At 59.5% G+C, this 13344-nt stretch carries 14 protein-coding genes; 10 read left to right on the top strand and 4 right to left on the bottom strand.

Features of this window, described 5'->3' with window-relative positions; all coding sequences use genetic code 11:
- Positions 1-64 precede the first annotated feature (64 nt).
- Positions 65-355 carry a GIY-YIG nuclease family protein gene (locus AC1D17_RS02120; protein WP_477563764.1) on the top strand — a complete coding sequence of 97 codons (291 nt, stop codon included), beginning with the start codon at positions 65-67 and terminating at the stop codon, positions 353-355.
- A 279-nt stretch (positions 356-634) separates the two neighbouring features.
- Here AC1D17_RS02120 and AC1D17_RS02115 read toward each other — a convergent pair whose 3' ends face one another.
- Positions 635-1837: a pyridoxal phosphate-dependent aminotransferase gene (locus tag AC1D17_RS02115; RefSeq protein WP_477563763.1), complete on the bottom strand. Its 1203-nt coding sequence runs from the start codon at positions 1835-1837 to the stop codon at positions 635-637.
- Positions 1838-2299: 462 nt separating this feature from the next.
- Here AC1D17_RS02115 and AC1D17_RS02110 point away from each other — a divergent pair, with 462 nt between their 5' ends.
- The 6 genes from AC1D17_RS02110 (at position 2300) to AC1D17_RS02085 (ending at position 8946) form a co-directional block, all read left to right on the top strand.
- Positions 2300-4651 (top strand): marine proteobacterial sortase target protein, encoded by a 2352-nt coding sequence (locus AC1D17_RS02110; protein ID WP_477563762.1) that lies wholly within the window; start codon positions 2300-2302, stop codon positions 4649-4651.
- Positions 4652-4670: 19 nt separating this feature from the next.
- The gene (locus tag AC1D17_RS02105; RefSeq protein WP_477563861.1) at positions 4671-5360 is read left to right on the top strand and encodes a class GN sortase; all 690 of its coding nucleotides are present in this window, start codon (positions 4671-4673) and stop codon (positions 5358-5360) included.
- A gap of 74 nt (positions 5361-5434) precedes the next feature.
- A complete protein-coding gene (locus AC1D17_RS02100; RefSeq protein WP_477563761.1) occupies positions 5435-6577 on the top strand; it encodes a PQQ-dependent sugar dehydrogenase in 1143 nt (380 codons plus the stop codon).
- A gap of 146 nt (positions 6578-6723) precedes the next feature.
- The gene (locus AC1D17_RS02095) at positions 6724-7620 is read left to right on the top strand and encodes a DMT family transporter (RefSeq protein WP_477563760.1); all 897 of its coding nucleotides are present in this window, start codon (positions 6724-6726) and stop codon (positions 7618-7620) included.
- 549 nt (positions 7621-8169) lie between these two features.
- The gene (locus AC1D17_RS02090; protein ID WP_037098666.1) at positions 8170-8385 is read left to right on the top strand and encodes a cold-shock protein; all 216 of its coding nucleotides are present in this window, start codon (positions 8170-8172) and stop codon (positions 8383-8385) included.
- A 144-nt stretch (positions 8386-8529) separates the two neighbouring features.
- Positions 8530-8946: a BA14K family protein gene (locus AC1D17_RS02085; RefSeq protein ID WP_477563759.1), complete on the top strand. Its 417-nt coding sequence runs from the start codon at positions 8530-8532 to the stop codon at positions 8944-8946.
- Between the two features lie 117 nt (positions 8947-9063).
- Here AC1D17_RS02085 and AC1D17_RS02080 read toward each other — a convergent pair whose 3' ends face one another.
- Both AC1D17_RS02080 and AC1D17_RS02075 read right to left on the bottom strand, forming a co-directional pair.
- Positions 9064-9705 carry an MBL fold metallo-hydrolase gene (locus AC1D17_RS02080; protein WP_477563758.1) on the bottom strand — a complete coding sequence of 214 codons (642 nt, stop codon included), beginning with the start codon at positions 9703-9705 and terminating at the stop codon, positions 9064-9066.
- 136 nt (positions 9706-9841) lie between these two features.
- Entirely contained in the window at positions 9842-10006 is a 165-nt protein-coding gene (locus AC1D17_RS02075) for a hypothetical protein (protein ID WP_477563757.1), read from the bottom strand.
- Between the two features lie 552 nt (positions 10007-10558).
- On the opposite strand from AC1D17_RS02075, the gene AC1D17_RS02070 reads away from it, so the two are divergent.
- Complete coding sequence (locus AC1D17_RS02070; RefSeq protein WP_455270811.1) at positions 10559-10828, top strand: hypothetical protein; 270 nt, start codon at positions 10559-10561, stop codon at positions 10826-10828.
- A 93-nt stretch (positions 10829-10921) separates the two neighbouring features.
- Here AC1D17_RS02070 and AC1D17_RS02065 read toward each other — a convergent pair whose 3' ends face one another.
- Positions 10922-11812, bottom strand: a complete 891-nt coding sequence (locus AC1D17_RS02065; protein ID WP_477563756.1) for a branched-chain amino acid aminotransferase — start codon at positions 11810-11812, stop codon at positions 10922-10924.
- 271 nt (positions 11813-12083) lie between these two features.
- On the opposite strand from AC1D17_RS02065, the gene AC1D17_RS02060 reads away from it, so the two are divergent.
- Together AC1D17_RS02060 and AC1D17_RS02055 are read left to right on the top strand one after the other, a co-directional pair.
- Positions 12084-12569 (top strand): MarR family winged helix-turn-helix transcriptional regulator, encoded by a 486-nt coding sequence (locus tag AC1D17_RS02060; RefSeq protein ID WP_477563755.1) that lies wholly within the window; start codon positions 12084-12086, stop codon positions 12567-12569.
- A 49-nt stretch (positions 12570-12618) separates the two neighbouring features.
- Entirely contained in the window at positions 12619-13320 is a 702-nt protein-coding gene (locus tag AC1D17_RS02055) for a response regulator (RefSeq protein ID WP_264221735.1), read from the top strand.
- Positions 13321-13344 lie beyond the last annotated feature (24 nt).

The following is a 13344-nucleotide window of genomic DNA, read 5'->3' as shown; positions in this document are numbered from 1 at the left end:
AAGGGCGGGCAACGAGGGACGTTGGGTATCTTGAAAAATTGCTCCAGTCAGCCATCATGCACGCATGAAGGGTTACGTCTATATTCTCGCGTCGCAACGCAACGGAACGATTTATACCGGCGTCACCCGTGACCTCGCCGGCCGGCTATACGAGCATCAGAACGAACTGACGCCAGGCTTCACCTCACGCTACGGCGTGAAAACGCTGGTGTGGTTCGAGGAGCATGATCTGTTGGTCGATGCGATCCAACGGGAAAAAAGCATCAAGAAATATCCGCGAAAATGGAAGCTCAACCTGATTGAGCAAATGAATCCGGAATGGGCGGATATTTCACACTATCTGCGCGGATTGTGACGCGCTTATGCAGAGTTCGCCGTCTCCCCGGCGTCTGCTGTATTTCAAACGAGAAGCTCCAAACTCCCCTCATTACCGGGCTTGTCCCGGTAATCCAGCCACGCGACGTCGGTCGCGTGAAAGGAGTCTTTCAGCACCGCAGACGCGGTGCTGCTGGATTACCGCCACAAGGGCGGTAATGAGGGGAGTTTTATGGCAGCGTCAGAATAAGCAAAATGCACACAGCCCCAACAAAAAACCCGCCGTTTCCGGCGGGCTTCTGTCGATTGGCAAAATGCCTTACTTGCAGGCGCCGCAGAAACGCTGGATGCGCTTGCAGGCTTCCTCGAGCTGTTCTTCCGAGGTTGCATAGGAGATGCGGAAGTTAGGGCCGAGGCCGAAGGCCGAGCCGTGGACGACGGCGACGCCCTCGGATTCCAGAAGCTCGGAGACGAAGTCCTCGTCGGTCTCGATGACCTTGCCCGAGGGCGCGGTCTTGCCGATCAGGCCCTTGCAAGACGGATAGACGTAGAACGCACCCTCCGGGGACGGGCATTCGATACCCTTGGCCTGGTTCAGCATCGAAACGACCAGATCGCGGCGGCCTTCGAAGATCTTCTTGTTTTCCGGGATGAACGCCTGCGTGCCGTTGAGCGCCTCGACGGCGGCCCACTGGGCAATCGAGCAGGCGCCCGAGGTCTGCTGGCCCTGGATCATGTCCATCGCCTTGATCAGTGCCAGCGGGCCGGCCGCATAGCCGATACGCCAGCCGGTCATGGCATAGGCCTTGGAAACGCCGTTCATGGTCAGCGTGCGGTCATAGAGCTTCGGCTCGACTTCGACCGGGGTAGCGAACTTGAAGTCGCCATAGGTCAGGTGTTCATACATGTCGTCGGTCAGCACCCAGACATGCGGGTGCTTCAGGAGCACGTCGGTCAGGGCTTTCAGTTCGGCATGGGTGTAGGCAGCGCCCGACGGGTTGGACGGCGAGTTGAAGATGAACCACTTGGTCTTCGGCGTGATCGCCTTGTCGAGGTCTTCAGCCGTCAGCTTGAAATTGTTGGCCTGGGTCGCCTCGACGAACACCGGCGTGCCGCCGCAGATCGACACCATTTCCGGATAGGAAACCCAGTAAGGTGCCGGGATAACGACTTCATCGCCTGCGTTCATCGTCGCCATGAAGGCGTTGAAAAGAATCTGCTTTCCACCGGTGCCGACGATTGTCTGGGCAGCGGTGTACTCGAGGTTGTTCTCGCGCTTGAACTTTTTGGCGATCGCCTCGCGCAGTTCCGGGATGCCCGAAACCGGCGTGTACTTCGTCTCGCCGCGGTTGATCGCGTCGATGGCGGCCTTCTTGATATTATCAGGCGTATCGAAATCCGGCTCGCCGGCGCCGAGCCCGATCACATCGCGGCCCTTGGCTTTCAGTTCCCGGGCTTTCTGGGAAACGGCGATGGTGGCGGATGGCTTTACACGGGAAAGGGCGTCGGCAAGAAAGGCCATGATATGTTTGTCCTGATCAGGTTGAAACAGCATGCGGCCAATGGAGCGGGCTCTGCCGGGCTCCATAGCGGTTAGGTGTATGTCGAAAGACCGCCCCGGTTTCAAGCGCAAAGAACCCGGAAAACCGGCAAAATGCGTCATCATGACAATGTTTCATCCGTCACATCACAGGATTGGATGAATCACTTTGTCGGCTCCGCCGCGCAGAAGCCTGAAACGACTCTGCTTTTTGAACCTGGCCAAGGAGAAATGTGAGGGACCCGCCGGGGGCGTGCGCATCAGGAACAAGAACGTTTCCATGCAAAAATTTATTCATCAAAAACAAAAGCTTTGGCCGATTTCCACAAGGCCTTGATTTGGTCACAACAAATGCCTTGGCCCGCCGCAATTCCGTCCTTGTCCAGCCGATTTCGAAGCCTTTTCTGAAGGCAGACGAATCCATTCGCGCCAAGGGGGCCCGCAATGCTTCTGGACACCGAAAATGCGGTAAAGCCGCAAAGCCGCGTAAACACCCGACATATCGAATATCTGCTGGTCGCGCTGCTTGCGGCCGTGACGCTGGTTCTGCTTTTCGCGATGGGCTTTTTCTCACACGCGGCGGCCGAGACGACGAAGGGCAAGCCGCAGCAGTTTGCAGGCTACGTGCACCCGAACGACATGGGCACCGGCGCCCTGCTCTTCCCGTCCAAGGAGCCCGGCTCCTTCGTCGAGGCGCCGCGGCTGGCAACCGATGTCGTCATCGACGTCAACGGCCCGATCATCCGCACCCGCGTGACCCAGCGCTTCCAGAACCCGAGCAAAGGCTGGGTCGAGGGCACCTATGTCTTTCCGCTGCCGGAAAACTCCGCCGTCGATACGCTGAGGATGCAGATCGGCGACCGCTTCGTCGAGGGTGAGATCAAGGCCCGCGACGAGGCCCGCAAGGTCTATGAGGAAGCCAAGGCTGCGGGCAAGAAGACTGCACTTCTGGAGCAGCAGCGCCCCAATATCTTCACCAACCAGGTCGCCAATATCGGTCCGGGCGAAACCATCGTCGTGCAGATCGAATATCAGAGCGGCGTGCATCAGTCGGGCGGCGAATTCTCGCTCAGGTTCCCGATGGTGGTCGCGCCGCGCTACAATCCCGATCCGATCGTCCAGACGGTCGATCTCGACCCCACGTCCGGCTATGCCGTCAACGACCCCGTGCCGGATCGCGACAAGATCACCCCGCCCGTACTCGATCCTGCCCAGAACGCCAAGATCAACCCGGTGACGCTGACGGTCAATCTCAATGCCGGCTTCCCGCTCGGCAGCGTGATCTCCCCGTTCCATGACACCGATATCCAGACCGTCAACGACACGGCGCGAACAATCTCGCTGAAGAGCGGCAGTGTGCCGGCCGACAAGGATTTCGAGCTGAGCTGGAGCGCCGTCGCCGGCAAGACACCGAATGCCGGCCTTTTCCGCGAGACACAGAACGGCAAGACCTATCTGCTCGGCTTCGTCACGCCGCCGGCCGAAGACGCAGCAGCAGAGACATATCCGAAACGCGAGGTCGTCTTCGTCATCGACAATTCCGGATCGATGGCCGGGAAATCGATCGAGCAGGCGCGTGAAAGCCTGGCACTGGCCATCTCGAAGCTGAGGCCGGAAGACAAGTTCAACGTCGTGCGCTTCGATGACACGATGGAGGTGCATTTCCCGGCTCTGGTTGCAGCAACGCCGGACAAGCGCGAGGATGCCATCGCCTTCGTTCGCGGTCTGACCGCCGATGGCGGCACTGAAATGCTGCTGGCGCTGGAGGCTGCCCTGCGCACCCAGGGTCCGGTCGCGCCCGGCGCCCTGCGGCAGGTCGTGTTCCTCACCGACGGTGCGATCGGCAACGAGGCGCAGCTGTTTGCGGAGATTTCCAAAAACCGCGGCGACGCCCGCGTCTTCACCGTCGGCATCGGCTCGGCGCCCAATACACACTTCATGACCAAGGCCGCCGAAATCGGCCGCGGCACCTTTACGCTGATCGGCTCGGAGGATCAGGTGGCAGCCCGCATGGGCGAGCTGTTCGACAAGCTTGAAAACCCTGTGATGACCGGCATTGCCGTCAGCTTCGACGGCACGAATGCCGAGGATATCACCCCGGACCCGATGCCGGACCTCTATCGCGGCGAACCGGTGGTGCTGACCGCCGAGCTCGACGGCACATCGGCAGCAGGCAGGCTGCAGATTACCGGCAAGACCGGCAGCCAGCCCTGGCGGATCGAGATGGATATCGCCAAGGCCTCCGAAGGCAAGGGCATTGCCAAGCTCTGGGCCCGCCGCAAGATCGATGATCTCGAAGCCAACGCCTATGCGGTGAACGATGCCGCAGCCCTCGACAGACAGATCGAGACAGTGGCGCTTGCCAACCACCTCGTCTCGCGCGTCACCAGCCTGGTGGCCGTCGATGTGACGCCGTCCCGTCCGGCCAGCGAGCCTGTCGCCAGCACCGATATGCCGCTGAACCTGCCCGCAGGCTGGGATTTCGGCAAGGTGTTCGACGAGGCGCCGCACGAGGTCATCCCGGAAGGTCAGCGCAAGGCGGCGCTGGAACAGAGCGAGCAGCAGGCCATGCTGGTCGCCGGCAGTATGGCGGCTGCACCGACCGCCCGCGCCGCCAGCATGATTGCCGACGCCGGCAAACAGGTGGACCTGCCGCAAACGGCAACGCTCGCTGACCGCCATATCCTGATCGGCTTGATGCTGCTTGCCTTCGCCCTGATGGCGGCAGCCACCTTCAGCCTGTGGCGCTGGCAGCTGCGCGGCCTGGTTTCGGAGGCGCGCGACCGTGTCCGATAAACCTGGCAACGATGCAAACCTGGAGCAAAACAGGCAAGAGCAGGACAAGGAAGGGCGCGCCGGCTTTCTGGCGCGCCTCAACGCGCTCGAGACCGTGGTGCTGGCCGGTATCCTGCTGGTCGCGCTGGCCGGCGCGATGCTGGTGGGCAAGGGCTTTTACATGAAGGCCAAGGCGGAGGTTTCCCAGGTCCTCCTGAAGCGCAGCTTTGCAGCGCAGCTTGCTGGCGAGACGGATGCCAGGCCATGGCCCTGGGCAGACTTTACCACCGAGGCGGAAATCACCGCGCTGCGGATTGGCAAGACCGCCGTCGTCCTCTCCGGCGCCAGCGGCGAGGCCCTTGCATTCGGTCCGGCCCGGCTCGCCAACACGCCGATGCCGGGAGAACCTGGAACATCGGTCATCGCCGCCCATCGCGACACACATTTCCGCTGGCTGAAAGACGTCAAGCCGGGCGACCTTCTGATCATCACGCGCAAGGACGGAGCCAACCTGACCTTCCGCGCCGGCACCAGCCGCATTGCCCGCTGGGACGAAAGCGGTATCAACGCCGATGCACCCGGCCGCAATCTGGTTCTTGCCACCTGCTGGCCGTTCGACGCGACCGGGCAAGGCCCCCTGCGCTACATCGTCAATGCCGAGCTTGTCCCAGATGCCGGTCCATCGACGCTCGCCGCGCGCGGTGGAGCTGCCGCGATAAAATCCTTTTGATCGCAAAACCTCATGTCTGGCCTTGATCCTCTCGCCCTCAACCCCAGCTTCAAGGGGTATCGACGGAGAATGAGATGAAGACGACGTTCGAAAGCCTGTTGACCGGTCTGGCATCGGTTCTTCTTGCAACGCCTGCCCTTGCCGAGGAACCGAAGCAATTTGCAACCGACCGGGCCGCCGTGCAGGTCCATACGATTGCTTCCGGCCTGGATAACCCATGGTCAGTCGAAGTGCTGCCGGACGGCGCGTATATTGTCACAGAGCTTGGCGGCGCCCTTCGCATCATCCGCGACGGCAAGGCATCCGCGCCGGTCTCCGGCGTGCCGAAGATCGCGCGCAAGGGGCAAGGCGGGCTTCTCGATGTGGCGCTCGATCCCGGCTTTCAGACCAGCCGCACGCTGTTCCTGTCCATGACGGTTGCCGATGGCAGCAACTTGGGAACGGCTGTCATCCGCGGAGTGCTTTCCAGGGACGGGAAAAGCCTGACGCAGACGCAGGAGCTCTTCCGGATGAACCGGCTCACCGGCAAGGGCCAGCATTTCGGATCGCGGATCGCGATTGCCGCCGATGGCAGCCTGTTCTTCGGCATCGGCGATCGGGGCGAACGCGACCGGGCGCAGGACATGCGCGATCATGCGGGCGCCATTCTCCATATCAAGCCGGACGGCAGCATCCCTGCGGATAATCCATACAAGGACGGCAAGGTCGGACTTGCCGAGCTCTGGTCGAAAGGTCACCGCAATCCGCAGGGCATCGCCATCGACCCGGCCGACGGCCAGCTCATCACCGTCGAACACGGTGCGCGCGGCGGCGACGAGATCAACACGCCAGAACCGGGCAAGAACTATGGCTGGCCCGTCATCACCTTCGGCAAGGACTATTCCGGCGCCGAGATCGGCATCGGCCAGGCGGCCGATGGCTACGAGCAACCGCTCTACTACTGGGATCCATCCATCGCACCCGGCGCCATCGACGTCTATCACGGCGCAATGTTTCCGCAATGGGAAGGCGATCTGCTGGTCTCGGCGCTGAAGTATCAGTTGCTGGCACGGCTGGAGCGCGATGAAAGCGGCGCGGTTATTGCCGAGGAGCGGCTGTTCGAAGGCGAGTTCGGACGCATCCGCGATGTCAAGGTGGCGCCCGACGGGTCGATCCTGATGCTCACGGACGGAGACGACGGCGCGCTGCTGCGGGTATCCGCATCCAACCGGAGCTGACTGCTCCTCGTTTTTCGCGACGGGCCGCACGCTTGCCTGAAATCGATGCAGATGTTAGCTGACATGGCAATAAAATCCGACGCACGCCTGCTCTGAGATCGTTCCGATGCGAGGCCTTTCGTGCCGAGCCATCAGGAAATGCAATCGTGACCCGCATCCAGGCCAATCTCTTCCTGCTTATGTCCGGCGCCATTTGGGGTGCAGGGTTCGTGGCGCAATCGACGGCGATGGATTCGATCGGTCCGATGTGGTTCATCGGCCTTCGATTTGCGATCGCAACCGCAGTCGCGGCACCTTTAGCGCTGTGGGAACATCGCAAGATCCGGCAGCCGATGCCGAAATCCAGCATCCGCAACTTCCTGTGGATCGGACTGGCACTGTTTGCCGGCGCCATGACCCAGCAGCTCGGCCTCCTGACCACCAGTGTCACCAATTCCGGCTTTCTGACCGGGCTCTACGTCGTGTTCGTGCCGATCCTGACGGTGATCTTCCTGCGCCGCAAGCCGCACTGGATCATCTGGCCGGCAGCCGGGATGGCGCTTCTGGGCATTTTCCTTCTCAGCGGCGGCGAGCTTGCAGGTTTGAACAACGGTGATTTCCTGACGATCATCTGCGCCGTCTTCTGGGCGCTGCAGCTCATGCTCGTCGGCATTTTTGTCGGCAGCACGGGCCGGCCGATGCTGCTGTCGGTGGTGCAATTTGCCGTCTGTGCTGTGCTGGGCTGTGCGGCCGGTGCGGTCTTCGAACCGCTCGACCTGACCGCCGTGACCAACGCCTTGCCGGAAATCCTCTACGCCGGCTTCTTTTCCAGCGGCATCGGCTTCATCTGCCAGGTGGTCGGGCAGCGCTACACGACGGCGCCGCAGGCGGCGATCTTCCTCTCGAGCGAAGCGCTGTTTGCCGCCCTGCTCGGCGTCCTGCTTCTGGGCGAAACCATCACGACGGCCGGTTATATCGGCTGTGCCACGATCTTTGCCGCCATGTTGATTGCCGAGATCGTGCCGGAATTGACAAGGCCGAAAAACGTTGCCGCCAGCGCCTGAGACCTGCACATGCGACAGATCTAATTTTCCTGGGATTGCTCACTGAACAATAGCGGCAGTGCATGCAAGATATCAGATTTTATCAAACGGTTAATATTTAAGGAAGCGACGAGGACAGCCTATCGCACCATGGCATTCTGCGACATATCCTGACGCAAACAGTCTAAAAATCATCAAATATTCGAGAAAAATAAACATTTTCAATGGCTTGCAATATATCAGTGATAAAATCATATTTTTCAGCAGTTGATTGCTTTTTAAACAAACCAAAACGGCACACTTGTTTCGAAAAACTTTTGCTTGCCAATTTAAAATAAACACAGCAAGCTTACTGTGTTCGGGCAATTTGCGAACACGGGAAGACCTTTAAGTAACGCGCGCCGGACACGCAGTATGTTCCGGGCAGTCGGGCAAAAACAGAGTTTTTCGATGGCTGGCTGCAATTACAGGACCCTTTCCTCATAGTCGAGAACTGCCTGCCGCACGCCCCTGGGGCAAACATTGTAATGCTGCCCGCCGCATCCGGGCAGAGGAAAAAGGACCTGACGAATGGCCGAGACTGGCATTGTTAAATTCTTCAACACCGACAAGGGCTTTGGTTTTATCAAGCCTGACAATGGTGGCGCCGATATCTTCGTGCATATCTCCGCAGTCCAGGCCTCCGGCCTGAACGGACTCTCCGAAAATCAGAAGGTCAGCTTCGACACCGAACCGGATCGCCGCGGCAAGGGCCCGAAGGCGGTCAACCTGCAGGTTTCGGGCTAAACAGCCGTTTTCTGCAAACAGATTCACGTTGAAGCCCGGCATCGTTGCCGGGTTTTTTCATTCACCTTGCGTTCAGTTTCGCCACAATATTCTGTTGTCCTCATGAAGGACGGGAATCGTCCAGACCAAAACAGGATCGAAACAATGAACAAGGTTATCAAAGCTGCCGTTCTTGCCATTGCGACGGCAGCGACCGTTATCCCGGCAATCACCCCCGCGCAGGCCGAAGACTGGGGCCGCCACCATTACCGGCACCACAATAACGGCGATGCCGTTGCGCTTGGCGCGCTTGGTCTTGCCACCGGCGTGATCATCGGCGGCGCCATTGCCAGCCAGCCGCGCTACCAGGAACGGGTCTATGTCGATCCAGAGCCCGAATATTACGAACCGCGTCCGGTCTATCGCCGCGCCCGTCCGGTTGTCGTTGAAACCTACGGCAGCCTGGAGCCTTGGACACCCTCCTGGTACCGCTATTGCTCGCAGCGCTACCGCTCGTTCGATTCCCAGTCGGGTACGTTCGTCGGTTACGACGGCAGAGAGTATTTCTGCAGGGCCGGCTGAGACAGTATCGATTGACTAAAAAGGCACGTGCCGACCGGCACGTGCCTTTTTTATTGTCCTGGTTATTGTCCCGGCATGCGGCACACCATGAACTGGTGGGCAATGCCGGGCGACAGCTTACATACCGCGCAGATATGGGTTGGTCCGGCGCTCCTCGCCGATCTGGCCACCCGGGCCGTGACCGCAGATGAAGCCGACGCTATCGCCGAGCGGCAGGATCTTCTCGCGGATGGAATCGAGCAACTGCTGATGGTTGCCGCCCGGCAGATCGGTGCGACCGATGGAGCCATGAAACAGGACGTCGCCGACATGGGCGAAACCCTGCTTGCGATTGAAATAGACGACATGGCCAGGCGCGTGACCTGGGCAATGCAGGACTTCGAAGACGTGATCGCCGAACGAGACAGTGTCGCCGTCCTCCAGCCACCGGTCCGGCAGCACGTTTTCCACCTTCATCGCCAGCCCGAATTTCTCGGCCTGGGCCTCGAGCCTTTCGAGCAGCGGCAGGTCGTCCTTGTGCGGCCCGATGATCTCCACATCCAAGGCTTGCTTGAGCTCCTTGGCCCCGCCGGCATGGTCGATATGGCCGTGGGTCAGCCAGATCGCCTTCAGCGTGATGCCGTTTTCCTTGATCGTCTGCAGGATCACATCGACGTCGCCGCCCGGATCGACGATCACGCCTTCCTTGGTGTCGCTGTCGAATAAAACCGTGCAATTCTGCTGGAAATGGGTAACCGGGATAATGCCCGCCTGTAACATGCCGCCTGTGCCTCGCTGTCTTACTCGTTGAACAGCATATAGGATGGACGCGCTGCAATGAAAACGGCAAAGTCGCCATTGGGACGCAGAGCAACGGCAAGACGCAGACTGCCGTGAAGACACCCGGCAATTCGCCCTAGCGCATTTCGGCGACTTCAACGGCTGCCGGCAAAGGCGCCTGGAAATGGACCGTGGTCATCAAAAGAACGAAAACCGCAAGCTTGGCGGCAATGACAGTAATGACGACCGGACGCAGTTGGCGTGCAGGTGAATACGGATCCTCGGAAGTGTCCTGTTGCATGTTCCTTGCCTCTCAATTGGCGTTAAACAGCGGGATTGTGCAAAAGTTCCAGTAAAGCGGAACGATTTCAGTATTTTATATTTTTCTTATATTGACAGTTCCGAAGGGAACACCGGGATGCGCCTCCTGCATAATTCCTTCCCTCGGAATCGATTTAAGGAAAAATTATCCAGTCAATTTAAAGTGCTACAGCGACCTTTGCGCGTCATTCATGAGGCGCAAAGGTCGCTGTAGAAGCGAGCAGCAGGGCGCCTGCATCTGGGATTGCCGGTAACGGGGGAAGGAATGGCAAAAAGACCGGCAAAGGGAGAATCTTCCGGCCGGTGGCATACCGAGGCAATCACGGCCTTCCCTATCGCCGTGTCATGACAGCACCGTGACCGGAGCTGTTTTTCTTTCCACCTAAAGGCGATTCCAACAAAGAATATCATTTCGCAGTTGCGAAATTGACTTGGGCGAAATTTCCCCCCAACCTGCCAATGCCGGATCGACGGCGTGCCAGGTGAGTCCGGGGGGGCCGGACGCCGTTGGCGGACATGGGAGCAGCGAGCAATGGAAGCATTACTGCCTATCATTACGCAATTGATTGCCGGCGCAGCGGGTGGAAACGCGGCGGGCGCGGTTCTCAAGCAACAGGCACTCAGCGTCGTCGTGCGCACGATCGTCGGTGCGATCGGCGGACTTGGCGGCGGGTTTCTCGTTCAGATGCTGGGTGGCGAAGCCGCAGCCGCCGGCCTGATCACGCAAGCCATCGGCGGACTTGTCGGCGGCGGCGTCCTGACGGGCCTTGCCGGCATGGTCATGGGCGGAAGCAAGGCCTGAAACAGTCCGCGCGATCGCGCATCTTCATGGTTGATCATCAAACGAAAAGGCGGCACACCAGCCGCCTTTTCTTATTTAAATCAGATCCGCCGTTTATTCCGCAGCTGCAGCGGCCGGATAGACTTCCTTCATGTAGTCGTTCATCAGCGTCTCGGAAATCGTCGCCGGCTTGAACGTATAAGGGCCGATCTCGGAGACCGGCGTCACTTCGGCGGCCGATCCGGTGAGGAAGCATTCCGAAAAGCCGGAAAGCTCTTCCGGCATGATCACCCGCTCAACCACCTGGTAGCCACGGCGCTTGGCAAGCTCGATGACCGTCTGGCGGGTGATACCGTTGAGGAAGCAGTCCGGCACCGGCGTATGGATGACGCCATCCTTGACGAAGAAGATGTTGGCGCCGGTCGCCTCGGCGACCTGGCCGCGATAATCGAGCATCATCGCATCGGCATAGCCCTTGGCTTCGGCGGCATGCTTGGAAATGGTGCAGATCATATAGAGGCCGGCAGCTTTCGAAGCGCAGGGCGCGGTCTTCGGGTCGGGGCGGCGATACTCGGCGATATCGAGACGGATGCCCTTGAGCTTCTCGGCCGGATTGAAGTAGCTGCCCCACTGCCAGATGGCGATGGCAACGTTGATGCGGTTGTTCTGGGCGGATACGCCCATCGATTCCGAGCCGCGCCAGGCGATCGGCCGGACATAAGCCTCGGAAAAACCCTGACGCTTCAGCAGTTCCACCGTGGCGGCATCCAGTTCCTCAACCGAATACGGAATGGTGAAACCGAGGATTTCGGCGGACTTGTGCAGGCGCTGGTTATGCTCGTTGAGCTTGAATATGCGGCCGCCATAGGCGCGTTCGCCTTCGAAGACGGCGCTGGCATAATGAAGCCCGTGGGTCAGCACGTGGATCTTTGCGTCCTTCCAATCGACGAATTCACCATTGAACCAGATCTGCCCGTCCAACTGATCAAAAGGAACTGTTGCCATCGTCTCATCCCTGGGCGTCCATGCGCCATTCTTTGTGTTGATTGTCTTCCCCTACTCATTTTATCGGCAAACGCGAGCCAGGGAAATCCGCTATGGTGATTTTGGATTGGCGATCGGCGCGGCGCGGCCTATCTTCAAGGATAGAACAAGCGCCGGGAGTTCGCCCTTCAGCGGTTAACGGCTTACCAACGGCGAAAAAATATGTCAATATAGCTGACATATTTTTTCGAATGTTTCGTAAAGTGCATGACGATTGAAAGGAAACGACTGCGTGGCAGGACAGCCGAACCAGAAGGCCGAGAAGGAAACGTCCTCAGCCGGGACAGATGCGACAGAGGCGGTCGATTTTGAAATTATCGAGCTGTTCTTCTTTGCCTATCGGGATTTCACCTCCGACCCGGATGTAATTCTCGAAAAGCGCGGCTTCGGGCGCGCCCATCATCGCGTCCTGCATTTCGTCGATCGGGAGCCAGGCATGACGGTTGCCGATCTGCTCGATACGCTGCGGATCACCAAGCAGAGCCTTGCGCGCGTTCTCAAACAATTGATCGATTCAGGATATATTCATCAGGTTGCCGGGCCGGAGGACCGCAGGCAACGCAAGCTCTATACAACGAAGGAAGGCAAGACGCTCGCAAGGGCCTTGGCCGAGCCACAATCACGGCGCATCGCCGAGGCCATGGAAAAAACCGGTCCAGGTGCACGCGAACTGGTCAAGCGTTTCCTGGCTGGCATGAAAAATGCTGACGACAATTGACACCCGGCAGTCATAGCCGGCCTATGCGAGATGACAGGGCCTACGACAGATGACAAAGACGATCAGGATCGACGATGATGCCGCCCATCTGCTGGTCGTGGATGACGATCGCCGGATTCGCGATCTTCTGAACCGCTACCTGATGGAAAAGGGATTTCGCGTCACCACCGCTGCGGATGCCGATGAAGCCCGCCGCAAGCTCGAAGGCATAGACTACGACCTGTTGATCGTCGATGTGATGATGCCCGGCGAGACCGGCATTTCGCTCACCCAAAGCCTGCGCAAGATCAAGACCGTGCCGGTGATCATGCTGACGGCACTTGCCGAATCCAATGCCCGCATCGAGGGCCTGGAGGCCGGCGCCGACGACTACCTGCCAAAACCGTTCGATCCGCGCGAACTGGTGCTGCGCATCAACAACATCCTCAGGCGCAATGCGCCGGCAAAGGCGCCCAAGGTCGAACAGGTCATTTTCGGCCCCTTCACTTTCTCGGTGGTGCGCAAGGAACTGCGGCGCGGCGCCGACCATATCCGCCTGACCGACCGCGAGCAGGAGATCATGATGCTGTTTTCGCAGCGTGCCGGCGAGACCATCCCGCGCCACGAACTGGTCAGTGACGAGGCCGAGGTCGGCGAACGGACCATCGATGTGCAGATCAACCGTCTGCGCCGCAAGATCGAGGACGACCCGTCAAATCCCGTCTGGCTGCAGACGGTCCGCGGCATCGGCTACCGATTGAGTGTGGACTAGCCCTATGATCATCCGGCTGGGTAT

This window comes from Pararhizobium sp. P1_E7 (genome assembly GCF_056405855.1).
This window is presented reverse-complemented; position numbering and strand designations above follow the sequence as displayed.